General features: G+C 65.3%; 28 protein-coding genes. 11 read left to right on the top strand and 17 right to left on the bottom strand.

Annotation, left to right across the window (positions count from 1 at the left end; translation table 11 throughout):
* Window positions 1-99: 99 nt before the first annotated feature.
* A complete protein-coding gene (gene mbfA / locus K1X15_RS00485) occupies window positions 100-1,080 on the top strand; it encodes an iron exporter MbfA (RefSeq protein WP_220305582.1) in 981 nt (326 codons plus the stop codon).
* A gap of 12 nt (window positions 1,081-1,092) precedes the next feature.
* Here mbfA and K1X15_RS00480 read toward each other — a convergent pair whose 3' ends face one another.
* On the bottom strand, window positions 1,093-1,620 hold the full coding sequence (locus tag K1X15_RS00480; protein ID WP_240549601.1) for a DUF2306 domain-containing protein: 528 nt from the start codon (window positions 1,618-1,620) through the stop codon (window positions 1,093-1,095).
* A gap of 77 nt (window positions 1,621-1,697) precedes the next feature.
* Here K1X15_RS00480 and K1X15_RS00475 point away from each other — a divergent pair, with 77 nt between their 5' ends.
* Window positions 1,698-2,501 (top strand): LytTR family DNA-binding domain-containing protein, encoded by an 804-nt coding sequence (locus K1X15_RS00475; RefSeq protein WP_220305581.1) that lies wholly within the window; start codon window positions 1,698-1,700, stop codon window positions 2,499-2,501.
* On the opposite strand, the gene K1X15_RS00470 is transcribed toward K1X15_RS00475, so the two are convergent.
* The 4 genes from K1X15_RS00470 to trhO all read right to left on the bottom strand — a co-directional run bounded on the left by K1X15_RS00470 (window position 2,462) and on the right by trhO (window position 5,093).
* Complete coding sequence (locus tag K1X15_RS00470) at window positions 2,462-3,415, bottom strand: LysR family transcriptional regulator (protein ID WP_220307361.1); 954 nt, start codon at window positions 3,413-3,415, stop codon at window positions 2,462-2,464. The genes K1X15_RS00475 and K1X15_RS00470 overlap by 40 nt on opposite strands.
* 87 nt (window positions 3,416-3,502) lie before the next feature.
* Complete coding sequence (locus K1X15_RS00465; protein ID WP_240549600.1) at window positions 3,503-3,718, bottom strand: BrnA antitoxin family protein; 216 nt, start codon at window positions 3,716-3,718, stop codon at window positions 3,503-3,505.
* 31 nt (window positions 3,719-3,749) lie between these two features.
* Window positions 3,750-4,022, bottom strand: a complete 273-nt coding sequence (locus K1X15_RS00460; RefSeq protein WP_220305579.1) for a BrnT family toxin — start codon at window positions 4,020-4,022, stop codon at window positions 3,750-3,752.
* A gap of 30 nt (window positions 4,023-4,052) precedes the next feature.
* Window positions 4,053-5,093: an oxygen-dependent tRNA uridine(34) hydroxylase TrhO gene (gene trhO / locus K1X15_RS00455; RefSeq protein ID WP_240549599.1), complete on the bottom strand. Its 1,041-nt coding sequence runs from the start codon at window positions 5,091-5,093 to the stop codon at window positions 4,053-4,055.
* Window positions 5,094-5,163: 70 nt separating this feature from the next.
* Between trhO and K1X15_RS00450 the strand changes: the two genes are divergently transcribed.
* Window positions 5,164-6,201, top strand: coding sequence for an aldo/keto reductase (locus K1X15_RS00450; RefSeq protein WP_220305578.1), 1,038 nt, complete (start codon window positions 5,164-5,166; stop codon window positions 6,199-6,201).
* A 59-nt stretch (window positions 6,202-6,260) separates the two neighbouring features.
* Here K1X15_RS00450 and K1X15_RS00445 read toward each other — a convergent pair whose 3' ends face one another.
* Together K1X15_RS00445 and K1X15_RS00440 are read right to left on the bottom strand one after the other, a co-directional pair.
* Window positions 6,261-7,151: an NAD(P)/FAD-dependent oxidoreductase gene (locus K1X15_RS00445; protein ID WP_220305577.1), complete on the bottom strand. Its 891-nt coding sequence runs from the start codon at window positions 7,149-7,151 to the stop codon at window positions 6,261-6,263.
* Between the two features lie 80 nt (window positions 7,152-7,231).
* Window positions 7,232-7,669 carry an Rrf2 family transcriptional regulator gene (locus K1X15_RS00440; protein WP_220305576.1) on the bottom strand — a complete coding sequence of 146 codons (438 nt, stop codon included), beginning with the start codon at window positions 7,667-7,669 and terminating at the stop codon, window positions 7,232-7,234.
* 98 nt (window positions 7,670-7,767) lie between these two features.
* On the opposite strand from K1X15_RS00440, the gene K1X15_RS00435 reads away from it, so the two are divergent.
* Window positions 7,768-8,373 carry a hypothetical protein gene (locus K1X15_RS00435; RefSeq protein WP_220305575.1) on the top strand — a complete coding sequence of 202 codons (606 nt, stop codon included), beginning with the start codon at window positions 7,768-7,770 and terminating at the stop codon, window positions 8,371-8,373.
* 168 nt (window positions 8,374-8,541) lie between these two features.
* Here the strand turns inward: K1X15_RS00435 and K1X15_RS00430 are convergent, their stop codons facing one another.
* From K1X15_RS00430 to K1X15_RS00420, 3 genes are all read right to left on the bottom strand, one after another.
* Window positions 8,542-9,666, bottom strand: coding sequence for a Gfo/Idh/MocA family protein (locus K1X15_RS00430; RefSeq protein ID WP_220305574.1), 1,125 nt, complete (start codon window positions 9,664-9,666; stop codon window positions 8,542-8,544).
* 100 nt (window positions 9,667-9,766) lie between these two features.
* The gene (locus K1X15_RS00425) at window positions 9,767-11,368 is read right to left on the bottom strand and encodes a TadG family pilus assembly protein (RefSeq protein ID WP_220305573.1); all 1,602 of its coding nucleotides are present in this window, start codon (window positions 11,366-11,368) and stop codon (window positions 9,767-9,769) included.
* 41 nt (window positions 11,369-11,409) lie between these two features.
* Window positions 11,410-11,838 (bottom strand): TadE/TadG family type IV pilus assembly protein, encoded by a 429-nt coding sequence (locus K1X15_RS00420; protein WP_220305572.1) that lies wholly within the window; start codon window positions 11,836-11,838, stop codon window positions 11,410-11,412.
* A 182-nt stretch (window positions 11,839-12,020) separates the two neighbouring features.
* Between K1X15_RS00420 and K1X15_RS00415 the strand changes: the two genes are divergently transcribed.
* Complete coding sequence (locus K1X15_RS00415) at window positions 12,021-12,839, top strand: siderophore ferric iron reductase (RefSeq protein ID WP_220305571.1); 819 nt, start codon at window positions 12,021-12,023, stop codon at window positions 12,837-12,839.
* On the opposite strand, the gene K1X15_RS00410 is transcribed toward K1X15_RS00415, so the two are convergent.
* Window positions 12,815-13,360 carry an SH3 domain-containing protein gene (locus K1X15_RS00410; protein WP_240549598.1) on the bottom strand — a complete coding sequence of 182 codons (546 nt, stop codon included), beginning with the start codon at window positions 13,358-13,360 and terminating at the stop codon, window positions 12,815-12,817. The two genes, K1X15_RS00415 and K1X15_RS00410, sit on opposite strands and share 25 nt — an antisense overlap.
* Window positions 13,361-13,473: 113 nt before the next feature.
* On the opposite strand from K1X15_RS00410, the gene K1X15_RS00405 reads away from it, so the two are divergent.
* From K1X15_RS00405 to truB, 4 genes are all read left to right on the top strand, one after another.
* Window positions 13,474-14,493 carry a 2-hydroxyacid dehydrogenase gene (locus K1X15_RS00405; protein ID WP_220305569.1) on the top strand — a complete coding sequence of 340 codons (1,020 nt, stop codon included), beginning with the start codon at window positions 13,474-13,476 and terminating at the stop codon, window positions 14,491-14,493.
* Window positions 14,494-14,679: 186 nt separating this feature from the next.
* Complete coding sequence (locus K1X15_RS00400) at window positions 14,680-15,345, top strand: hypothetical protein (protein ID WP_220305568.1); 666 nt, start codon at window positions 14,680-14,682, stop codon at window positions 15,343-15,345.
* Between the two features lie 33 nt (window positions 15,346-15,378).
* Window positions 15,379-15,792 carry a 30S ribosome-binding factor RbfA gene (rbfA, locus tag K1X15_RS00395; RefSeq protein ID WP_220305567.1) on the top strand — a complete coding sequence of 138 codons (414 nt, stop codon included), beginning with the start codon at window positions 15,379-15,381 and terminating at the stop codon, window positions 15,790-15,792.
* Complete coding sequence (truB, locus tag K1X15_RS00390; RefSeq protein ID WP_420828387.1) at window positions 15,789-16,703, top strand: tRNA pseudouridine(55) synthase TruB; 915 nt, start codon at window positions 15,789-15,791, stop codon at window positions 16,701-16,703. The genes rbfA and truB overlap by 4 nt, the downstream gene beginning before the upstream one ends.
* Here the strand turns inward: truB and K1X15_RS00385 are convergent.
* The 6 genes from K1X15_RS00385 to K1X15_RS00360 form a co-directional block, all read right to left on the bottom strand.
* The gene (locus tag K1X15_RS00385) at window positions 16,693-17,826 is read right to left on the bottom strand and encodes an MFS transporter (protein ID WP_220305565.1); all 1,134 of its coding nucleotides are present in this window, start codon (window positions 17,824-17,826) and stop codon (window positions 16,693-16,695) included. The two genes, truB and K1X15_RS00385, sit on opposite strands and share 11 nt — an antisense overlap.
* Before the next feature lie 38 nt (window positions 17,827-17,864).
* The gene (locus tag K1X15_RS00380; RefSeq protein WP_220305564.1) at window positions 17,865-18,347 is read right to left on the bottom strand and encodes an MmcB family DNA repair protein; all 483 of its coding nucleotides are present in this window, start codon (window positions 18,345-18,347) and stop codon (window positions 17,865-17,867) included.
* Window positions 18,340-19,527, bottom strand: a complete 1,188-nt coding sequence (locus K1X15_RS00375) for an MFS transporter (RefSeq protein ID WP_420828386.1) — start codon at window positions 19,525-19,527, stop codon at window positions 18,340-18,342. The genes K1X15_RS00380 and K1X15_RS00375 overlap by 8 nt, the downstream gene beginning before the upstream one ends.
* Window positions 19,527-20,699 (bottom strand): MFS transporter, encoded by a 1,173-nt coding sequence (locus K1X15_RS00370; RefSeq protein WP_220305563.1) that lies wholly within the window; start codon window positions 20,697-20,699, stop codon window positions 19,527-19,529. Before K1X15_RS00370 ends, K1X15_RS00375 begins: the two co-directional genes overlap by 1 nt.
* Window positions 20,700-20,812: 113 nt before the next feature.
* Entirely contained in the window at window positions 20,813-21,430 is a 618-nt protein-coding gene (locus K1X15_RS00365) for a hypothetical protein (protein ID WP_220305562.1), read from the bottom strand.
* 30 nt (window positions 21,431-21,460) lie between these two features.
* Complete coding sequence (locus K1X15_RS00360) at window positions 21,461-22,333, bottom strand: LysR family transcriptional regulator (protein WP_220305561.1); 873 nt, start codon at window positions 22,331-22,333, stop codon at window positions 21,461-21,463.
* 183 nt (window positions 22,334-22,516) lie between these two features.
* Between K1X15_RS00360 and K1X15_RS00355 the strand changes: the two genes are divergently transcribed.
* Both K1X15_RS00355 and K1X15_RS00350 read left to right on the top strand, forming a co-directional pair.
* Window positions 22,517-22,681 carry a DUF1127 domain-containing protein gene (locus tag K1X15_RS00355; protein ID WP_220305560.1) on the top strand — a complete coding sequence of 55 codons (165 nt, stop codon included), beginning with the start codon at window positions 22,517-22,519 and terminating at the stop codon, window positions 22,679-22,681.
* Entirely contained in the window at window positions 22,678-23,673 is a 996-nt protein-coding gene (locus K1X15_RS00350) for an aldo/keto reductase (protein ID WP_220305559.1), read from the top strand. Before K1X15_RS00355 ends, K1X15_RS00350 begins: the two co-directional genes overlap by 4 nt.
* Window positions 23,674-23,682 lie beyond the last annotated feature (9 nt).

The raw sequence follows: 23,682 nt of genomic DNA, 5'->3' as shown, positions 1-23,682 counted from the left end.
ACAATGCGGACACACATTGTCGCAGATCAACCAATCATTGCGCAAAGATTAGAAGCGTTCTAAACAAAGATTGGAATCATTCCAGACTATGAGGGTCTCATGCTGCGCTTATGGCCGGATAATCGGCGCGATTTCTCCACGCTTTCAGAACGCGAAATCCTGTCGCTGGCGATCGCCGCGGAGGAAGAGGACGGGCGCATCTATTCCGAATATGCGACGCGGCTGGGCGAAACCTATCCGGGCAGCGGCGCACTGTTCGAAGGCATGGCCGCCGAGGAGGACGAGCATCGCCGGCGGCTACTCGACCTCTATGTCGCCCGGTTCGGGCCGCGACTGGTGCCGATCCGGCGCGAGCATGTGCGCGGCTTTCTGACCCGCAAGCCGGTATGGCTGCAAAAGACGCTGACCCTCGATCAGGCCCGCCAGCAGGTGTGGGAGATGGAAGAGGGCGCCTACCACTTCTATCTCGAAGCGGCCAAGCAGGTGACCGACGCCGATATCCGCAAGCTCCTGGGCGACCTTGCAGCGGCCGAAAAGGGCCATGCCCAGCGCGCCGACCAGATCGACAGCACAGTGCTGGGTGCGGAAGGTCGGGCGCAGGAGAGCCAGGAAGCGCATCGGCAATTCGTCCTGACCTATGTGCAGCCAGGGCTGGCCGGGCTGATGGATGGATCGGTCTCGACGCTGGCGCCGGTGTTTGCGGCGGCCTTTGCCACCGGCGACACGCACCAGACCTTTCTCGTCGGCCTGGCCGCGGCGGTGGGCGCGGGCATTTCCATGGGCTTTACCGAGGCCGCGTCGGACGACGGCAAGCTGACCGGACGCGGCTCGCCGATCAAGCGCGGCCTGGCCGCGGGCGTGATGACCGCCGTGGGCGGGCTGGGGCACGCCCTGCCCTATCTGATCCACGACTTCTGGATTGCCACGGGCGTTGCCGCCTTCGTGGTGCTGGTCGAATTGTGGGCCATCGCCTTCATCCAGCAGCGCTATATGCAGACCCCGTTCTGGCGGGCCGCGCTGCAGGTGGTGCTGGGCGGCGCGCTGGTGTTTGCCGCGGGTATCCTGATCGGCAGTGCCTAGGCAGCCTAAACCTCAGGCGGCCAATGGCCGGCGGCGCGTTCCGCCGGCCCGACGGACGAGCCACAGGCTGAGCGCACCCACGATAAGGCTCACGGCCAGAAAGACGGCGCTTTCGAAAGGGCCGGCCCCATCGGGCCCGAACACGACGCGGTTCATGATCCGCCCCGGCATGAAGGTGAACCAGCCGGTCAGGACCAGTGCCATCAGATAGAGGGCCTGCATGGCCCGCATATGCGCCTTGATATTGCGGCGGCGGGCAAAGCGAACGGCCTGGAACAGGCTCCAGAGCGTGGCCACGGAGAGCAGGTGGATAGGGCTGAACAGGCCCAGCATGCGAATTTCCCAGATGAAGAAGGACGAAAGCGCGACAATCGTCATCAGCCCCACCCAGACGCGGCCGAGACGCTTGTGCGGCGCATCGCCCTTGCGCCGGAACAGCACCCAGCCGCCCAATGCGAAGGCGGCCATGGCGGCGAAAGCATGGAGCTGGATCACGGGCGAGGCGGACAGAAGGGGCTGAAGATCGATCTGGAGGGACATGGGGACAGCATTCCGGTTGAACTTGTGCCGCTGTCCTTTCGCACTAGACTGACCACCAGCAAGTGCCCCTACGCAGAATGACAGCGCGCTACGTGAAACCGGCTCCCCTCAATTTCGCGCTTCGTGAAATGCAGCGCCTGGCGCGCCTGCCCCAAAGCTGGCTGGTGCTCGGCGCGGTGAGCGTGGTCATGGGACTGGTGGGACCATTCGGCACATTCGAGATGACGCTGTTGCCGCGCCTGGCCTATTGGACCGCGGTCGTGACCGGCACCACGGCCATTGGCACGCTTGTCGAGCTGACCGTGGCCGAAGCGATAGGGACCCGTCTGCCCGGTCCCCTGGCGGCCGGGATCGGCGGCGCGGTGGCCGGCGTACCGATCGCGCTGGCGGTCTGGGCGTTCAACGCCCAAGTGTTCAGCGGTGACGGCGAAGCCATCTCCCTCTGGCTGCTGCTGGGCTATTGCGTGCCGATTGCGGCGGTGGTGACTGCGGCTGGCAATGGTTTGCGGCGGTCGGGGCCGGAGCAACCCTCCCCGAATGCTCCGGCGGAGATGGCCGTACCCGCGCCGCCGCCCCTGCTGGAGCGCCTGCCACGACCACAACGGGGACGGCTCATCCACCTGGCCGTGTCCGATCACTATGTCGAGGTGACCACGGAGAAGGGCACGAGCCTGGTCCTGATGCGCCTTTCCGACGCCATCAAGGAGACGGAGCCCGTCATGGGCCTGCAGGTGCACCGGTCGCACTGGGTGGCGCTGGATGCGGTCAGGCGCGGCCTGCGGCAGGGGGGCAAGCCGGTGCTGGAGCTGGAAACCGGCGCGCTGGTGCCGGTGAGCCGCACCTATCTCGATGCGGTGCGGGCGGCCGGACTGCTCGACTGAAACAGGTGCAGGCGATCATCGATGATCTCGCCCACACGGGCGCATTCCTGGGCAATCTCGCGCACGAAATCGGCCAGCATGGGCCGCTCCAGCACCGCCGGGTTGCGCACGACCATGGCGGTATCGCGATGCAGCGGCTCGAATTCGACCGGGGCGATCTCGACCAGGCGACCGGCGCGGACGTCCTCCTCGACGGCGGAATTGACGAAAAAGCCCAGCCCCTCGCCCTTGAGCGCCAGGCGTCGGGCCGGACCGGTGGGCAATTCGACGCTGGTCTGCGCCAGGCGCACCAGTGCGGCGGCGCGCTCGGGATCGGCCTGCCACCACCTCAGCGCAATGACGCGCGGCACCAGCACCAGCACCTCGTCAATAGTCGGCTGGCTGGAGAGTTTGGCCGCAACCTCGGGGGAGACCACCAGGGGTACGCGCTCGCGCATGATCACCAGGGGTTCGAGATCGACCACCAGGGGATCGATATTGGGCCAGCACAGGATACCCATTTCCACTTCGCGCTCATGCAGCATGGCGGCGATCTGCGCCTGACGGCCTTCGCGCACCACCACGTCGACGGAGGGATAGGTCTGCTGGAAACGGATGAGGCTTTCGGTGATCAGCGGGGAGACCAAGGTGCGCAGCGAGCCGATGGAGACCCGGCCACGCTCGACCCGGCGCAAGGCTTCGCGCCCCTCCTGCGCAGTGCCGATGATGCGGCGGGCGAAGGGCAGGAAGGTCATGCCCTGATCGGTGAGGGTGACGGTGCGGCCACGCACGAACAGCTGGACACCCAGCAGCTGCTCCAGCGCGCGGATGCGCATGGAGGCGGTGGCCTGGGTGATGTTGAGATAGGCCGCGGCGCGGGTGAAGGATTGGTCGCGGACGATGCGGTCGAAAGTGCGAAGCTGGTCGAGGTCCATAGACAAGGCTTATGCAATGGCGCGTTTGCAGCGACATATCGCGCGCGCCATTGGCGATGTCTATACGTCGAGTGACGCAGATATTTCCTAACCCGCCTTCTTGGTCGCCTTCACATAGGCTTCCAGCACTGCATTCATGCGCGTCTGGTAGCCCTTGCCGTCGGCCTTGAAGGCTTCGAGAACGGAGTTCTTGACCCGCAGGGTGACCGAACTGGTGCCGTCCGGATAGACCACTCGCGCATTCTGCCAGAAGTTTTCGTCCAGCTCGGGAATGTCGCTGAAGTCGATGTCTTCGTCCTTCATAGCGAGCAATTCCTCGGTCGTCAGTGGCCGACTATATGGAGGTTTCATAGACGATCCTTTCCCGCCTCGAAGCGCGTCGCGCCGAAATGATACGGCGGCGACCGGTCCGATCTGTGTGAACGACGGTAACGATCACCGTATTCGCCATCCGGCCAGTCGAAATCTCGCGCATTTCGCCATAGTCGACCCGCAGATCAGACCAGGTGACAATTGGACCTCGAAAAATGAAAACGGCATCGGCAAAATCAATGCCGTGCTTGAGCACATTGGCCTCGTTCTTCGCGTCGTCCCACTCGAAGTCCATGCCGATTGTTAATACAATTGTATGTACAAATCAATCCGGCTTGTTCGCCTGTCGCGACCGCTCGGCCTGCGCCCTCTTGGCCTGTCGCCGCCTTTCGGCGTCGGTGAGGGCGGCGTCGCCCATATGCGCGAGACCGCGCTTTTTGGCCAAGTCCATCTGGCGCTGGCGTTCGGCGGCGGCAGCGTGCTTGGCCGCGTCGTCCTTGCAATAGGGGCAGGACACGCCCTCGTGGTAATCGGCGTGACCCCTATCGGCTTCGGTGAGCGGATGGCGGCAGGCGCGGCAGAGCGTGGCATTGCCCAGTTCGAGCCCATGGCCCACCGAGACGCGCTCGTCGAAAACGAAGCATTCGCCCTGGAACCGGCTCTGCTCGGGCGGAGTGACTTCGAGATATCTGAGGATGCCGCCCTTGAGGTGGAACACTTCCTCAAAGCCTTGGCTCAGAAGATAGGACGACGCCTTTTCGCAGCGGATGCCGCCGGTGCAGAACATGGCGACCTTCTTGTCCCGCGCGGGGTCCAGGTGCTTTTCGACATAGTCCTTGAACTCGACAAAGCTCGACGTGTGGGGATCGAGGGCGCGCTGGAAGGTGCCAAGCCCGACTTCGTAATCGTTGCGGGTATCGACCAGAACCACGTCGTTGCGTTCAATCAACGCGTTCCAGTCTTCGGGCTCGACATAGGTGCCGACCTGACGGTTGGGATCGACTTGGGGCGCGCGCAGGGTGACGATTTCGGGCTTCAACCGCACCTTCATGCGCAGGAAGGGTGCGGTGTCGGCAAAAGAGTACTTCACCTCGGCACCCATGAGGCGGGTGCCAAAGGGGCCGGTGGCGAAGAGATAATCGGCGAGCGCGTCGATGGCCTCGGGCGTGCCGGCAACGGTGCCGTTGATACCCTCGGGGGCCAGGATGAGCGTACCCTTGATGCCCTTGCCGCAGCAGAATTCGGCCAGCGGGGCCTTGAGCGCCTCGACATCGGGGAGCGAGGCGAATTTATAGACCGCCATCACCTTGTATGGATGATGCGGCTGGGGCAAACTGGCCATGGATTTCGAGCTGGGCGCGTTCATTGCGCCGCTCATATCACCGGTCGAGCCCGGCGTCACGGGCGGCCGCAGCCACAAAATTGGGAGAGACGAGATGACCTATCGGGCCGATCCGGCACGCTATGACAGCATGCAATACCGCCGTTCGGGCAAATCCGGCCTGAAACTGCCGGTGGTGAGCCTAGGGCTCTGGCAGAATTTCGGCGGCACGCGGGACTATCCCAGCGCCATGGAAATCCTGGGCTATGCCTTTGACCAGGGGATTACCCATTTCGACCTGGCCAATAATTACGGACCGCCGGCGGGGTCATCGGAAGAACTGTTCGGGCAGGTGATGGCTCGGGATTTCCGACCCTATCGCGACGAGATGATCATCTCGACCAAGGCGGGCTACAATATGTGGCCGGGGCCCTATGGCGAATGGGGGAGCCGGAAATACCTGCTGGCCAGCCTGGACCAGTCGCTCAAGCGCATGGGGCTCGACTATGTCGACATCTTCTATTCGCACCGTTTCGACCCCGACACGCCGCTCGAAGAGACCATGGGGGCGCTGGCCCATGCGGTGAAAAGCGGCAAGGCGCTTTATGTCGGGATTTCTTCCTATCCCGAGCAGCAGACGCGCGAGGCCCATCGCCTATTGAAGGAGATGGGGGTGGCCTGCACGATCCATCAGCCGAGCTATTCGATGATCAATCGCTGGATCGAGAACGACAAGACGATCGATGCCTGCGGCGAGCTGGGGATCGGGGTGATCGCGTTTTCGCCGCTGGCCCAGGGCGTGTTGTCGGGCAAGTACAATACCGGCAATACCGAGGGTTCGCGCGGGGACAATCCCAAGGGCACGCTGCGCGCCAGCCATATCGAGCCGCGGGTGCTCGAGGCGGTCGATAAGGTCGGCGAGATCGCGCGGGCACGCGGCCAGTCCATGGTGCAGCTGGCGCTGAGCTGGGTGCTGCGGCGCCAGGAAATGACCTCGGCGCTGATCGGGGTCAGGACGCTGGAGCAGCTCAAGGACAATCTGGGCGTGCTCAACAATCTCGATCTCAGCGCCGAAGAGATTGCCGCGATCGATGAAGCCACCAAGGGCGGGCAGATGGACCTGCAGCCGCGGCCCCAGGGCTGGCTGCGGTAGGATTTCGGTCAAGGCCCCCTTACCCGCCGGCTTCGCCATCGGGTAAGGGGGCCTTGGTCCTATACCAGCATCGACTGCAAGGCGCCCATGGCGGCCAGTGAGCCGGCATTGGTGGCGAAGGTGACCGAGTGCATGGCCATGGCGAGATCACCGGCGGCGTAGATGCCGGGGCGGGATGTGGCCTGCATGTCACCGACGGCAATCATGGTGCCGGTGGGCGTGGCCTGCATGTCGAGGCCGAGCTGGGCATGCAGATCGGCCGAGGGGCGGTTGCGCGGATGGGCGTAGAGCGCGGCCAGTTCGACGCTGGTGCCGTCGTCGAGGGTGACGCCCTCGATGCGTCCACCCTGTTGGCTGATGCTGGCGAGCTTGCCGTCGTAGATTCGCACGCGGCGCTTTTCGAGCTTGTGCCGCTCCTCATCGATGATCTCATGGCCATCGAGGATGAGAGTGATGTCGTCGGTCCAGTTGGCATAGAGCATGGGCCCATGCAGCGACATGGGCGAGGAATAGAGCAGCGCCCAGGGCCGCCCCGCCACCTCGTAGCCGTGGCAGAAGGGGCAATGAATGACCGTCTTGCCCCAGCATTCGGCAAAGCCGGCCATGTCTGGGAATTGGTCGACAATGCCGTAGCTGAGGATGAGGCGGCGCCCGGAGATGGTGTCGCCCGCGGTGGTGGCGACGGCGAAGTTGTCGGGCTCGCCCGAGATGGAAACGGCCCCGGCGCCGACCAGCTCGACGGTCGGGTAATGCGCGACCTGCCGGCGGGCGGCGCCGAGCAGGTCGGCAGGCGGGGCGCCGTCATGGCCGAAGATATTGTGCGCATTTTCGGCATAGCGATTACGGTTGAGGCCGGTGTCGAGCACCGTGACCTTGCGGCGGGCGCGACCCAGTTGCATGGCGGCGGTAAGACCGGCGAAGCTGCCGCCGATGATGATGACGTCCTGCATGTGTGTCTCCTTTTTCAGGGCGAGCGAAGGCGTCCGGCGCCAAGGGGCACTGGGGACAGACGCCTCGGATTGGAACTCGTTCAGTCGAGGCGGGGGAAACCCGCCTGCATGGCCGTCGATGCAATGTCGCTGAGGCGGACCCGGGCCAGTCGAGCGGCCAGCAGCGCCTCGGCGTCGTCGAGGAAATCGGTCATGACCCGGTCGACGGAGCGCACGATGGCGCAGCTGACGTCGCCCGGATCGCTTTCGGTGCGCACCAGAAGGCGCTCGCCCATGGCCTCGTAAACCTGGCGCAGGGTGATTTCTTCGGCTGGACGCGTGAGTGCCCAGCCCCCATTTGGCCCCTTGCTGGCCTCAACGATGCCGGCCTCGCGCAGTTCCCCGAGAATGCGGCGAACCACAACCGGATTGGTCATGAGACAAGTGGCGAGCGCCGCGGAGGTGAGCACCTTGCCGGGTTGGGCGTGCAGATGCACCAGGGCGTGCAGGGCAATGGACAGGCGACTGGATCGTTTCATGTAACTTTTATTGTTACATATTAGCCGTGCCGTCAAGAGGCCGTTTCTTCCCAGGGCGGGCTGGGCTAGATTGAGGATGGTATTCGGGGAGGAAGACCATGCGTCGTCTCGCAATATTGCTCGTGCTGCTGTGCGGCAGCGTGGTGCCTGGCCTGGCGCAGGACGCGCAGAGCCAGGCGCTGATCGATCACATGAAAACCGGCAAGCTCGTCCATATCAGTGACATTGCGGTGCTGATGATGGATTCGGAGCGCTGGTGCTATCGCGAGCAGGACGGCAATTGCGCCTGGTCGGACATCTATCTCGCGACCAGTGCCAAGGGCGCGACCTATGAGATTTCCAACCCCTGGAGCGAGGAGGTCGACATCTCCTTCATCGACGAAGGGGTGTTCAAGGACGACCGCTATATCTGCGAGACGGGCCTCGATTGGGTGCCGACCGTGCGGGCCTATGGGCGCGAGAGCGGTACCGCCATCGAGGGGCGGGAGCTTGCGGCGCTGAAGGACGAGATCTACGGCGTGGTGAATGTCGAGGACGATGACGACTGCTTCGACTATCTGTTCCAGCATCATGACAAGGCCGCCGAAACGGTGACCCTGTTGCAGCGGCAATATGTGGACGGACAAACCGACCCGGCCAATGACGCGCTGGTGACGCTCTATTTCAACAAGGAAGCAGCCGACGCTCTGGGCTGGTACTGGTAGCGAGGCGTCTGACACACCCCCACCCTAGCTGCGCTAGGACGCGGAGCGTCCAGCTTCGCTACCCTCCCCACAAGGGGGAGGGAGACGATGAACACTGGTGCTGCGGTCTTGCGCCTCCCTCCCCTTGATGGGGAGGGACTGAGGGTGGGGTGGCTGACGTCGTGACGGCTAAAGCACCCCATCCTTCAAACTTTCCGCCAGCGGCGCCGGGCGGGTGACCGGGGTCTTGATGTCCACGGTGCGGCCTTCCCGCGCGGCAATTTCGAAGGCTTCCATGACCTCGAGCACATGCAGGGCCAGATCGCCATTGGCCCGGTGCGGGCGGTTCTCGATGATGGCAGCGGCCATGTCGGCGACGCCGAGCGAGCGGTAATTGCCGTCGGCATAGGGCTGGACCACGGGCACTTCGGTCCAGGCCTCGTCGCGGCCGCGCTTGCGCGTTTCCACCGTGCCGCCGAAGAAATTGGGATCGGGGACGATGAGGCTCTGCTCGGTGCCATAGAGTTCGAGCGGCACATGCTTGTGGGCGGCGACGTCGAAGCTCATGCCGATCTGCACGATGGCGCCATTGGCAAAGCCGAGCGAACCGGTGACATGGGTGTCGATATGGACCGGGACGGTCTGACCCTTTTTCGGCTCGGAGGTGATGGTGCGTTCGGCGCGCAGGCGCGAGGACATGGCCGAAACCCTGGCAACCGGGCCGAGCAGATTGACCAGGTCGGTGATGTAATAGGGACCCATGTCGAGCATGGGGCCACCGCCGAGGTCGTAGTAGAAGGCCGGATCGGGATGCCAGCTTTCGTGGCCGGGACACTGGAAGAAGGCGGTGCCGCCAATGATGGTGCCCAGGACGCCGCTATCGACCACGGCGCGCGCCTGCTGGTGCGAGCCGCCGAGAAAGGTATCGGGGGCCGAACCGATGCGCAGCCCCGCGGCATTGGCCGCGTCGAGCAATTTGCGCCCTTCGGCGAAGGTGATGCCAAGCGGCTTTTCGGAATAGACGTGTTTGCCGGCGGCCAGGCATTTGAGGCCAACATCGACATGGGCCCGCGGGATGGTGAGATTGACCACGAGGTCGATGGCCGGATCGGCCAGCAATTCATCGACGCTCATCGACTTGAGGCCAAATTCGGCGGCGCGGGCACTGGCGGCGTCGGCGCGCATGTCGGCGAGACCCTTCACATCGAGTCCGCCGAAGCCCGGGAGCCCGTCCTTGCCCAGAATGGCCTTCAGATAGGCCGATGAAATATTGCCGGTACCGATGAAGCCGATACCGAGGCGCTTGGCGCTCATATGCGCACTCCTCCCAGATGTACGTGCATCAGACTATCCGCCGCGCGTCGGAGTCGGAAGGGGCGAAACGGCAAATTGTATGACTTTGTGGCCTTCGAGATCAGCCCACCAGCACGGCGTGATCGCAGCGCACCCCATAGACCCTTATATCGGCCTCGCCGATGCCGAGGCCCAAAGTGGAGAGCGTGGCGGCGAGCGTCATGTCGAGCGTGGGGGCGAGCGGCGCGAGCAGATCGCGCAGGGCCTGAGCAATGAGGGCGGGCGAGGCCAGGCCCAGCCCCAACACGCTGACCGTGAGGTCGAGTTCGCCCAGCAGCGAGCCGGCCAGTGACGCAATGGGCGTGGTGGTGGTGACGGTCTTGAGCGTACCGGCCGCAATGTCAGCCGAAGAGAAACCGAGTGCCACAGGCGTGGTCTGCGCGATTTCGATCTGGGCGGAACCGCTGACCTTGAGCAGCAGCACATCGACAAGCCGCGCCGGCGCCAGGGCTGGCGGGCTGCCGAAATCGGCCAGGGCATAATCACCGAGTTCGCCCAGGGCCAGTCGCGCCAGGCCGGGGCGCGCCTCGATGACGGCGCTGCCCTGTGGTGCGGCGGGCGTGGGACAGGTGGCCGCGGCGACACGGGCTTCGGCCTGGGCCAGATCAAGCCAGAGCGGCAGGCTGACCCCGGCACCGAGCAGTACCGGGCCACCCAGCAGTTCGGCGCGGAGCCGCAGGCGCAACTGAGCAGTACGAAGCACGGTATCGACCGGGCCGATGGCGAACCAGCCGCCGCCCTGGGGCGGTTCGCCCAGCGCCAGGTCGAGGCGGAGACTGACCAGGCCCGGCACGGCGGCGCCGAGATTGAGCGAGACCTGCCGGTCGCCATCGGCAAGGGCCGCCGCGGCCGTGAGGACTTCGAGGGTGGAGAGCGAGATGTCTGCGGCACCGGCGCTCCCCAGCTGCAGGCCGCCCAGGCGGCCCAGCGCCATGAGCCGCGACAGCGGCACAGCATTGCCGGCGCTACCGCCTGCCAGAGACAGCAAGGCCAGGTTGACGGGCCCATTGGTCAGGTCGGCCAGGGCCATGGCAATCAGACCGGCATCGGCGTCCAGGGCCAGGAGGTCGTCATAGGTGATGGCGCTGAGGCCCATGCGGATGCCAAGCGCATCGAGGAACGAAAGCGCGTCGATGCGGGCGGCGGCCAGGCCGGTGTAATCAGCAACCGAAAGCGAGACATTGGTGCCCAGAAGATCGGAGAGGAGCGCATTGGCAAGGCCGCCATTGAGGCTGGCAAGACGCGAGCCCAGCGAGAAGGAGACTTCCGGGGTGACGGCGGCCAGGCCCGCGGCGCTGATGGACGGCTCGGGCGCAAAGCTGCTGGCGAAATGCAGAGTGCCGCTACGCATGAGGGTGACCCGAACGGCATTGACCGGTGTGGCGCCGGGCGTGAAGCGTTCGGCAGCGATTGATCCGGATCGATCGTAGCGGCCGGTGACAACGGTGAGCCCATCCGTGCTGGCCGGGGCAAGGAGCCGCGCCTCGACCAGCACGGATTGGGCGATTTCGGCAGCGCGGGCAGGATCGACCGCCGCCGAAATGGCTGCCAGGTCGACCCCGGCCTGCAGCATGCGCCGCTCGTGATAGAGCGCCGCCGCATCCACCGCGATAGCCGAGACGGCGGCAGAAACGGCAAAGCCGAAGGCAAACAGAATTGCCATATTGCCGCGTTCGCTACGCCAAAACGATTCCCAAAGCGGCATCAGATGCCCCCGCGCCGGATAGTGGCCCCATAGACAATGGTGGAGCCGGGCAGCGGCAGCGGCGGATAGAGGTTCCAGATCGGCAAGAGGGCGGCGTCATAGGTCAGCCGGACAACATATTGATTGGGGTCGAGCGGGCTGTCGCCGATGTCGTGCACCAGCCGGGCGGGGTCGATGAGCATGTAGTCGCCAGCATTGTGCGCCAGATAGGATTCCACCAGCGCGTTGCGTTCGGCCTCATCCAGACCGGCAATGGCGGTTCGCGCCGCATCGGCGGCCAGCTGCTGCAGTGCGTGGGCGGCACCGAAATAGATGCCATAGGCCAGCATACCGGTCAGCAGCAGCAGATAGACCGGGGTGAGGATGGCAAATTCGATGACGGCGGTGCCGCCCTGATGCCGGAGCAGGTGCTTGCGCAGCCCATGCATTGGAGCCTCCCTGGTCAAACCTCTGGTCGGGACCAGATTGCGGCGAGCCCGGCAAGCGGGCGGTAAAGCGCCGCATCGGTAGAATTGCGGGGAAAGCGGGGCGACGGTGGGCCGCAGCGGCGGGATTTGCCGAGCGCGCCGGGACGGTCTAGGAGTGGGCCGAGCCGCAAGCGAGCCTGTCCGTGACCACGCGAAACTACCTTTTTGCCCAGACGAACGACGATGTCGCCCTGACGCGGTTCATTGCCACCGCAGCAAAGGCGACCGGATTTCTCAAGGGTGCCCCGGGCGGCCCCCTGCCCGGCTGGTATGTCCCCGGCGGGGACAACCGGGATTTTCTCGAGACCCTGCTGGGGCGACTGGCCGCGGCCTATCCGGCGGCAGGGCAGCCGTTCCACGCCGTGCGGCTATGGACCAACCTCACCTGGCAACCCGCCTATCTTTCAGTCATCGCGGTGCATGTGCATGGCGCCCTGCCCCGGGTGAGCGGCATAGCGCAGGCGCGGCAGAACCTGGATGTCGATGGCTATCGGCTGGCCACCGGGCCGCAGACCGAAGGCCCGGTGGAGGCGCTGATCGGCGAGGCGGGCACGGCCCTGAGGGCCATGGCGGATGCGCTGCTGGTGGAGATCAACGCGGTCACCCGGCTCAAGAGACTGACGGCGCTGCGGCTACTGGCCGACCGGATGCTGGGCCTGATGGTGCGGCTCAGGCACTTCCGGCCCGATATCGGGATCGAGGCGCAATATCGATTCTGCGCCTTGTGGCTGGAAGCGATGGGGCTGACGGGCCAGGGGGGGCTCGAAACGCTGGACCTCGGCGACGGGCGGCAGGTGGCCATCATGGCCCGCAAGGGGTGTTGCCTGGACTATCTGGCGTTTCCGGAGCGCTATTGCGCGTCCTGTCCGAAGCTCGACGACGCGGCGCGGCGCGAGCGCGAGCGCACCAATATGCTGGCCGAGCTTGGACCGGCGGTTCAGTCGAATTCCTCGTTGGGATAGACGCCCCAGAGTTCGGCCTGGCGCACCCAGCCGACCCAGCTCTGATGCGTGCCGGTCTGGCTGGCCGAGACATTGCACCAGGTGCCGTCGCATTCGCTGATGGTTACGCGCAGGCCGGCGGCGAGGCGGGCCCGGGCTGGCGAATCCTCTGACTTGCCGGCATGCATGATCACCTCGCCATTGGCCAGGAGCGGCGTGGCAATGCCGGCGCGGCTGCCCGAGAGCAGGCTTTGATGCACCCAGCCCTCTTCGCCATCCATGTCGCGAATCTTGCGCCAGGTGTCGAACTCCTGGACGATTTCGACCGGCACGCCGGAGACGGTGTAGTTCCAGGCGATCTCGTAGCGGGTGCCGGGACCGACCCGCACATTGATGGGATGGGAACGGGTCGTGACGAAGCGCGGCAGGGGCAGGCCGCTTGGATTGTCCTGAGCCTGGGCCGGGGGCAAGACGGCCAGACCGGCGCAGAGAGCCAGTAAGGCAAACAGGAAGGCGCGAACGCGGCCCGGGAGGGCTGGCAAAAACAACATCACTTTGCAGACGGGTTGGATTTGCCCTATCACTAGACCATGATCCTTAATGGTCGCTGAAGGGCATGATCACGCCTGCCCCATCAGCCCCCGCACTGGTACGCATGACATCGCATAAACCCAAGATCCTGGTGACCAGGCGCCTGCCGGCGAGCATCGAGGCGCGCATGGCGACGCTGTTCGAGACCGATGTCAATGAAGCCGATGTGGCGCTGACCGGAGACGACATCCTGGAGGGACTGGCCGGCAAGGACGTGCTGGTTTCCACCATTACCGACCGTATCGACGCCGCGCTGATCGCCCGGCTGCCACCCAGCGTGCGCCTGATCGCCCAGTTCGGCAATGGCGTGGACAATATCGACCTTGAAGCGGCGTGGGCCGCGGGACTGACCGTGACCAACACGCCCTCGGTGCTGACCGAGGACACGGCCGACATGGCCACGGCGCTGATGCTGGCCTTGCCGCGGCGGCTGGTGGAGGGCACGCAGATGCTGCTGCGCGACCGGGCCTGGGCCGGCTGGTCGCCGACCTCGATGCTCGGACACCGGCTGCGCGGCAAGGCACTGGGCATTGTCGGCATGGGCCGCATCGGCATGGCGGTGGCGAGCCGGGCCCGCGCCTTCGGCCTCAACATCCACTATTACTCGCGCAACAGGCGGCCGCCGGGCGTGGAAACGCCGCTTGAGGCGCAGTATTGGCATGACCTTGATGCGATGCTGGCAGCGGTCGACATCGTCTCGCTGCATACCCCGCTCACGCGCGACACCCACCATATCCTGTCGGCAGAGCGGCTTGATGCCATGAAGCCGGGGGCCTTTGTGATCAATGTCAGCCGCCCCGAGCTGCTGGATGAAACGGCGCTGATCGAACGGCTCGAGAGCGGGCATCTGGGCGGCGCGGCACTCGACGTGTTCGAGAACCGCAATGGCATCAATCCCCGCCTCCTGGCCCTGGCAGAAGCCAATCGCGTGGTGTTGACCGCGCATATGGCCTCGGCGACCATGGAGGCCCGCGTCGAAATGGGCGAGGCGGTGATCGTCAATATCCGCGCCTTCATGGATGGGCACCAGCCGCCGCATCGCCTGCTGCCGGAAAGCCCGCTGCCGCGCAGCGCGCGGGGCTAGTCGATAAGGACCTCGCCTCCGGCAGGCGCCGAGTGTTGCAGCAATTCCGCAACGCCGGGTTGTTATGAGGCGGACTTGCCGGGCGCACTTGCGCGGTTGTGGCCGGCCCCCTAATCGTCAGCCTGTCGAGGCGGCCGGGGGCAGGCCACTCGATTTCGATTTCCGTTCGGGTGTCAGGAGAACCCCGTGAGCTTGATGAAACATGTGCCGGCCGCCCTCGCCGCCTCGGTTCTGGCAATGGCCCCGGCCATGGCGCAGGGCACCGCCGCGCTGCCCTTTACCAGTGAGAATGGCAAGCTGGTGCTGGAAACGATGGGCCAGAGATTGACCCTGCCCTTGCCGAGCTGGGCGGCGGATGCGGAAGATATCGAAGCCCTTGCCGAGACCTCGACAGCGCGCTTCGTCGAAGAGGACAATCAGGCGCATCTCGAAATCTATCGCCGTGGCGAGGGCGAGGCCTTCTGGTCCACCCTTTATGGCGCCAGGATATCGAACCAGGCCGATATGAATCTCGTCGATTTCCGCGAGCTGGTCATCAATGTCTATGCCCAGGCGTGCCAGCCGGAGACGGTGGCGCTGTTCCAGCTGGAGCCCGACGGCACGGACCAATTGCCGCCGCTGGGCTATGTGTGCGGCGCCTATCTCGACAGCTTCACCGACTTTGCCGGCCAGGGCGAGGTGATGGTGGTGGGCTTCTACAAATCCGCGAAGGGCGTGGGCATGGTCTACCAGGAATGGCGCGGCGATGCGTTCGACGCCACCAACCCGGCCAGCTGGCCCGTGCCCGGCAATGTGGTGGAAGAGCATATGGCGCGGCTCGCCAGCGAGGTTACCCTCAGCGTTGCGGATTGACGGCGGACCCGGGAGGGCCTAAGCCGCTTGCCCATGAAAAAAGACCACAAGCCCGCTGGCCCCAGCCAGCGCATGCTGCGCGTCGGGGAACTGGTGCGCCATGCCCTGGCGACGCTGTTTGCCCGGGGTGACATCGAGGACGAGGCCCTTGCCGGCGCGGTGATCACCGTGCCCGAAGTGCGCATGACGCCCGACCTCAAGATCGCCAATGCCTATGTGATGCCGCTGGGCGGGACCCACGCCGACGAGATCGTGGCGGCACTCAATCGCCATCGCAAGTTCATCCGTGGACGGGTGGCGCCGCAGATCGACCTGAAATTTGCGCCCGAGATCCGCTTCTTCGTGGACGAGACCTTCGAGGAAGCCGGCCGTATCGACGCGCTGCTGCGCTCGGACCGGGTGCGGCGCGACCTCGACGACGACAGCGACGACACAACAGAAGACTGACCTTGAGCCAGCCAAGAACGAAAAAGCGCGCCATCTCCGGATGGGTCGTGCTCAACAAGCCATATGATTTCACCTCCACCCAGGCGGTGGGCAAGGTGCGCTGGCTGCTGAACGCCGCCAAGGCCGGCCATGCCGGGACCCTCGACCCCCTGGCGACCGGCATTTTGCCCATCGCGCTGGGCGAGGCCACCAAGGCCGTGCCGCAGGTGCAGGACGGCACCAAGATCTATCGCTTCACCATCGGCTGGGGCCGCGCCACGGCAACCGACGACGCCGAGGGCGAAGTGATCGCCACCTCGGATGTGCGGCCCGACAGGGGAGCGCTGGAGGCGGTATTGCCGCGGTTCACCGGCACCATCATGCAGCGGCCGCCGGCCTTTTCGGCAATCAAGGTAGACGGCGAGCGCGCCTATGACCTGGCCCGTGCCGGCGAAACGGTGGAGCTGGCCGAACGGCCGGTCGATATCGACGCCATCGAGCTGATCTCGCATGGAAGCGATGAAAGCGTGCTGGAGGTGACGTGCGGCAAGGGCACCTATGTGCGCGCGCTTGCCCGGGACATCGCCGAGGCCTTGGGGACGGTGGGCCATGTGACCAGCCTGCACCGGGCGGCCGTTGGGCCCTTTACCGACGCCGACGCTGTCACGCTCGAGCAGTTGGAAGCGGCCGAAGCCGGTGAGGCCCGCGATGGGCTGCTCAAGCCGGTATCGGCTGGCCTCGCCGATATCGAAGAAATCCGCCTCGATGCGGGCCAGGCCAATGCCGTCAGCCACGGCAATCCGGTGTTGCTGACGGGGGCCGGCGCGCCGGTGTCGCTGGACGAATGCTGGGTGAGCTTCAAGGGCAAGGTGCTGGCAACCGGCCATGTCGAATTCGGCCAGTTCAAGCCGGGCCGGGTGTTCAATCTTTAGCGCGTAACCGGCCCGCCATCGCGAAGGTCAGGACCAGCAGCGGGATCAGCATGGCGAAGGCCATGCGGACGCCGAGGCCCTGGGCCACTGCGCCGATGAGGCCGGGCGCGCCGAGATTGACCAGCTGGAAGATCAGCGTCGTCGCCGCCACATTCTGGCTGGCCGGGCGATCGCCCAGCCGCGCTGCCGCCGAGAGCATGAGCGGATAGAGCACGCAAATGCCGATGCCGACCAGAAGGAAGCCGCAAAGGGCGATCCAGGCCTGGGGCGCCAATACGATGACCAGCATGCCTGCAATGGCAAGACCCGCCAGGCTGCGCGCCACGCGCACCGGACCGAACCGGTCGATGAAGCGATCGGCCACCAGCCGCCCGCCGGCCATGGCCAGAAGCAAGGCGGGTAGCGCCAGCGACTCGATGAAGGGCGCGACGTCGAAGCTGTCGCGCAGATAAATGATCGACCAGGCGCGCGAAGCGCCCTCGGTGAGGCCGGCGCCGAGGCCGAAGGCGACCAGCCCCATGGTGGCCAGGGTTGGCCAGGCGAGCTTGCGCAGCTTTTCGCCGGCATGGGCGCGCGGCGGCATGTTGGGCATGGGCAGGACGACAAAATAGATCAATGCGATCAGGACCGGCGCCAGCGCCCAGAGGTGGATTGCAGGCGAGACGTCGAGGCCGCGCAAAGTCGCGCCCAGAAGCGAGGTGAGCAGAAAGCCCACGCTCCAGGCGCCGTGGCAGGTGTTCATGACCCGCGCGCCGGTCGCCGCCTCGACCCGGTCGGCCTCGACATTCATGGCGATATTGGTGAGCGAGAAGCCCACGCCATTGAGCGCCAGGAGCACGAAGAGCGCCACCGGAGAGAGCAGCACCGTGGCGAGGGCGGCGGTGATGACCACGCTGGGCAGGAGCCAGAGGATCATGCGGCGGGGGCCAAAGCGCTCGACAATGGCGCTGGAGAACAGGAACATGGAGAGCGCGCCAAGGGGCTGTCCCATCAGCACCAGGCCGAGCTGGGATTCGGACAGGCCGATCATCAGCTGCAGGTCGGGGATGCGGGTGTGGATGGCGCCGGCAGCCAGGGCGTGGGTGAAGAACAGCGCGACAATGCGCCAATGGGCGGAAAACATGATGGTCCAATAGTTTGGGTTGGCGCCGAAGGGAAGGGTCAGGCGCGGGGGCCGGGATCCATCAATGCATGGATGCGGTCGGCGCCCATGCGGGCCAGCTTGAGCATCAGCGCCTTGCGGCGGGCGGGGGCGAGGGGCGTGTCGGGACTGTCGCGCAAAATGGCCCCGTCATGGCCATCAGCAACGATCAGGCCTTCGCTCTGCGGAAAGATGTCGGCGTCCAGTTCGGGTGGCTTGGCGAAGAAGAATTTGTCGGAAAAGTCCCGGTATTCGGGCCATTTGCGGTCCACCTGGAAGTCGATAAGGCTCGACTTGATCTCGATGATCCATATTTCCCCTTTGGGCCCCACCGCCAGCACGTCGGCGCGGCGGCCATTGCTGAGCGTCACCTCGGCATAGCAGGCCATGTCGTGCCGCTCACGCAGCATGCGCATCACGCCCCGCTGCACCCGCAATGCAGTCGCCGATTGCCGCAGGTCGACAATCGGCGGCAGGCCTGGCGGGGAAGTGTCTTCAGCCATTGGGTCCAAGCGGTTCGGGCGGCATGCCCAATGGAATGTCGACCTTTTTTTCACCCAATGCAAAGCTGGACGCCCAGAGGCCGGCCAAGAGCAGCGGCAGGCAAACGAGGTAGGAGGCGCGGATATCGATGAATTCGGCGACGAAGCCCAAAGCCGGCGGCGCCAGGAAGAAGACCACGAAACTCACCTGGCCGAGCGCCGCGACATTGACGGCCGCAGGGCGATCGGTGCGCTGGGCGGCCGCAGAGACGGCCAGCGGGTAAACCGCCGAGCACCCTGCCCCCATGAGCGCAAAACCGGCCAGCGCCAGACCCGGAAGCGGCGCCAGGCCAACGAGCAGGGCGCCAAGGCTCGCCAGGCTCAAGAGCACCATGGCGACATTGCGCGGGCCATAGCGGGCGACGATGGGGTCAGCCGAGAGGCGCATCACCGCCATACAGAAGGCAAAGAGCGTCAGGCCCATGCCGCCCACGATGGGTTCGACGGCAAAGACGTCGCGCATATAGATGGAAGACCAGTCGATGCCGGCGCCTTCGACCAGGAACGCGGCAAAGCCGATGAGGCAGAGCGGCAGTAGGCCCAGATTGGGAAAGGCAAAGCGATGCCCACCGGCCTCGGACTGGCTGCGCGCGGTCTTGGGGGCGTTGGTCGCGCCATGGATCAGATAGCCCCCGACCAGGACGATGATCAGCGCGACAATGGCCATGTGCAGCCCGGCGGAGAGGCCGGATTGGCGGATCATGGCGCCGAAAAGGGCGGTGAAAAAGAAGCCGACGCTCCAGAAACCATGGGCGCGGTTCATGTAGCGCTTGCCCGTCAGTGCCTCGAGCCGGTCGATCTCGACATTGAGATTGATCTCCAGCGCACCGGCCAGGAGGCCGACAATGAACAGAACCGCAAAGACCGCCGGGGCCACCGGCAGCCAGGGAATGGTGGCCAGCAGCACGGTGGGTCCCAGCGTGGTGAAAAAGGCCGTGGTGCGGAAGCCGAGCCGCTCGATGATGGGCGCGCCGATGGTGAGCGAGATCAGCGAGCCGATGGACATGCCGATCATGGTCAGGCCCAATTGCCCCTCGCTGACGCCGAGATGGGTCTGGATATCGGGCAGGCGCGCCATCAGCGCGCCGGTGGTGACTGCGAAGAAGAAGAAGCAGGCATAGATACGGTGCTGGGGCGCGATCACGGCGCGACCTCACGCATCACCGGCTTGGGGCCGAGCACCTGGGCGGTGGCGAGGCCGAGCAGGACCAGCGGCAGGCCGACACCAAAGACCCACTGGATGCCGAAATGCTCGCCAATATAGCCCAGGAGCGGCGGCCCGAGCAGGAAGGCAGTGAAGGAGAATTGCGCCAGGGCGGCCACATTGATGGCGGCGGGACGATCTGTCTGCTGGGCGGCGGCCGACATGGCCAGCGGGAAGAGCGCGCTCGAGCCGATGCCGATAAAGGCGAAGCCGAGATAGGCGACCCACGGCAGGGGGGCCACAAAGGCCAGGATCACGCCCAGGCCGAGCACGCTCAGCAGCGCGCGCGCGACAACCACCGGATTGAAGCGTTCGACAAAGCTATCGGCAAAGAAGCGGGCGACGCCTTGCGACCCGGCGACGGTGGCCACCGCCAAGCCGGCCCAGAAGGGTTCGGCATCAAAAATGTTGCGCATGTAGATGGCCGACCAGTCAATGCCCGCTCCCTCCATAAGCATGGCCGACAGACACACGGCCACCAGCGCCATGATGGTGATGGTGGGACGCGCAAAATGGGGCGCCTCGTCGGTGCTGCCGCCGGCACGGTGCGGCGCCGGCTGGAACTGCCCCAGCACGACCAGGGTGGCGGCAATGACGACGGGGATCATGACCATGAGATGGACATGCACTTCCAGGCCGGTCTGGGCGATGAGGGAGCCCACCATGCCGGCGGCAAAAAAGCCCAGGCTCCAGAAGGCATGGGCGCGGCTCATGATGCGGCGGCCAATGGCGTGTTCGACCCGGTCGGCCTCGACATTGATGATGATCTCAATGCAGCCGATGGTCAGCCCCACCGGCACGAGCAGGAGAAAGAAGACCATTGGCGTGGCGGCCCAACTGGCCAGGGCATAGAGCGCGGACAATAGCGGGATGGCCCCAAGCAGGACGCGGCGATAGCCAATGGCCTCGATGAAGCGGCCGGCAAAGGTGAGGGAAATCAGCGTGCCGATGGCCGAGCCGATCAGCGCCAGGCCCAATGCCCCCTCGCCAACGCCCATGGCGGTCTGGATATCGGGCAGGCGCGGGAAAATGGAACCCATGCTGAACGAATAGATGAAAAAGGCCCCGAAGACCTTGATCTGGGGCGGCAGCGCAAGGCCGAATCGCATTTTTGAGAGTGCTCAAGGAAGATCGTTGGCGGCGAAGCTAGGCCATTTCGGTGAGGCTGAGAATAGCCACGACCGCTCTTGTGGAACGGTTTATTGCAACGATTGCATTCCGGTCACACGGGGGCGGGTGCCATGTGGTCGTCACGGACCACGTTGACGCCATTGACGAGGTTGCGGACGATTTCGAGACGCCGGAATTGTCCGCCATGGCGATGATCGTGCTGGCTCGCCTGCGGCGCGGCGCGCCCACGCCGATCGGGGCCGAAATAGCTGGGGGTCTCGTAATAGACGAGGTTCTGGCCCACCTGCCGCGTCACCCGCTCGAGCACCCGCTTGCGGGTAAAGGGCATGGTGATGATGTCATCGAAACCCATATTGATGCAGGCGCTGATCATCTCGACCGAGGGGCTTTCGGCAAAATAGATCAGCGGCGAAAAGCGCAGGCGACGGGCGGTGCTGAAGCGCACCGCATCGGCCACGCCGCGCAGGCTGGCAAGATTTTCGGTCGCGGCGAACAGGAAGAAGCACACCGGATTGACCTGGGTCTGCTGCTCGGCCTGGGCGATGGTGGCAAAGGGCGCGACGCCGGCAAAGCCCAATCCGCGCGCCATATCCATCAGTGCCGCGCCAGGGCCGCTTTCGTGCCCCACGACATAAGCGTAAGCGCGCATTGCATCGCCCACCAATATTTCCTGCATCCGGTGCGAATACTGATCGAAATCTTCTAACATACCGCTAATGCGGGATATTTTCTGGCAGATTTATTGACCATGGGCAGCCTCACCCCGGAACAGCGGGGCATGGGCATGCATCAGGTCAACGATGCGGTCGGCCACCGTGCGGACGGCCGGGGTATGCCGCTCCTCGTGGTGCGACACGAGCCATTGCTCGGTCTCGAGTTCGGGGATGGTGCCGGCCATGCGGTCGATGCGCGGCTCGCTGTCGCCCACGAAACAGGGAAAGACCGACATGCCGGCGCCCGCCGCCACCAGCTCCATGACACTCATGGCGTCATTGCCGCGGGTGGCGATGCGATCGCCATGGCGGGCGTGAAGCCAGCGGGCGGAATGGGTCTGGCTGGCATCGCCGGCAACGCCGACGAAATAGCCAGCCGCCACGCCACTGACCAGTTCGGGCCGGGCATAGAGCCCATAGGCGACCTTGCCGATGAGGCGGCCGGCCAGCCATTGTTCGGTGGGGCGCTGGTTGCGAATGCCGATATCGGCATGGCGGCGGCCGATATCGACCTTGTGGCTGGCGGTGACCAGTTCCAGCGCGAAGCGATCGCCCGCGGTCCAGATGCTGGCAATGTGGCGGGCGAGAAAGGCCGAGGTCCAGGGACCGGCCGATACCCGCACTACCCGCTCGCCGATGGCGCCGTCCTGCCAGCGCTTCAATGAGAGCATGGCCGCCTCGACCTCCTCGGCGCGCAGCAGCAGGTCCTCGCCGGACTGGGTGAGGCGATAGCCGGTCTGGCTGCGCACGAAGAGCGGCTCGCCCACCTGGCGCTCGAGCGCGGTGACGCGGCGCCCCAAAGTGGCGGCCGACAGGCCCGTGGTCTGGGTCGCGGCGCTCAGCCCGCCCAGCCGGGCGACATCGAGGAACAGCCGCAGATCATCCCAGGAGAAGTCCATTTTTCATTCCTGCAAAGCGGTTTGCGTTCCCGAGCGTAGCGCAAGGCTCTGCTTTTGCGCAATTCTTGTCGCAACGGAGCCCGGCTTGGCTTCGCAACACCGACAGGCTGAACCAGATATGAAATGCAGGCACACCGCGTCTGCAGACGGGTTCGGCCATGCCGCCCTTCCAAGGAGAGCATCATGTTCGAACCAATCACCCGCCGGCTGCACGCCTGGCACATGCGTAACTTCACCCGCCGCAGGCTGAATATGCTGGACAACCACCTTCTGGCCGATCTGGGGATCGAGCGCGACCAGATCGATGATTATGTCGCTGGTCTCGACCTGACCGGAGGCCGCAAATGACCCAGATGCGCAGTCTGGGCCGCAGCGGCCCGAGTGTCGGCGCCATTGGCCTGGGCGGTTGGGCCATTGGCGGGCATTTTACCCTGGATGGCCGCAATGATGGCTGGGGCGAGGTGGACGATGCGCAATCGATCCGCGCCCTGCAGATCGGCCTCGAGCTGGGCGCCACGCTGATCGACAGCGCCGACGCCTATGGCACGGGCCACAGCGAGGCGGTGATCGGGGCCGCGATCAAGGGGCGCCGGGGCGAGGTGAGGATCGCCACCAAGTTCGGCTTCACCTATGACGCGGCCAAGCGGGCCCTGCTGGCCATTGATGTGACCCCTGATTACATCGACTGGGCCAATGCACAGTCGCTGAAGCGGCTGGGGGTGGAGCGGATCGATCTCTACCAGATCCATCCCGGTGAACTCAGCGCGGCGGAGGCCGATGCCGCGGGGGCGGCGCTGGAGGCACTGGCCGAGGCCGGCCGCATCGGCGCCTGGGGCTGGAGCACGGACGATGCTGCAGCGGCCCGGCGCATGCTGAAGTTTCCGCATTTCACGGCCGTGCAGCAGGAACTGAACCTGTTTCATGACGGGCCGGAAATGCTGGCGCTATGTGCAGAGGCGAACCTGGCCAGTCTCAACCGCTCGCCGCTGGCCATGGGATTGCTCTCGGGCAAATTCGGGCCGGAGACCCGGTTCGGAACGGGGGATGTGCGCGGGGCGGGACATAGCTGGGTGAAGCATTTCCGGGACGGCGCCCCAACGCCGGAAGCGCTTGCCCGGTTGGCCGCCCTGCGGGACCTGTTGACCAGCGGTGGCCGCAGCCCGGCCCAGGGAGCGCTGGGCTGGATCCTGGCGCGCTCGCCACACACCATTCCCATTCCCGGCTTCAAGACCGAGGCGCAGGTGCGGGACAATCTGGGCGCGCTCGACAAGGGCCCCCTGCCCGCCGCGGTGATGGCCGAGATCGACGCGGTGCTCAAGGCAGAGATGGCGGAGGCGTGAAAAAGGGCT

This window comes from Devosia salina (genome assembly GCF_019504385.1).
GTDB lineage: Bacteria > Pseudomonadota > Alphaproteobacteria > Rhizobiales > Devosiaceae > Devosia > Devosia salina.
Note: the sequence above shows the minus strand (reverse complement) of the source record. Positions and strands in the feature narration are given on the sequence as shown.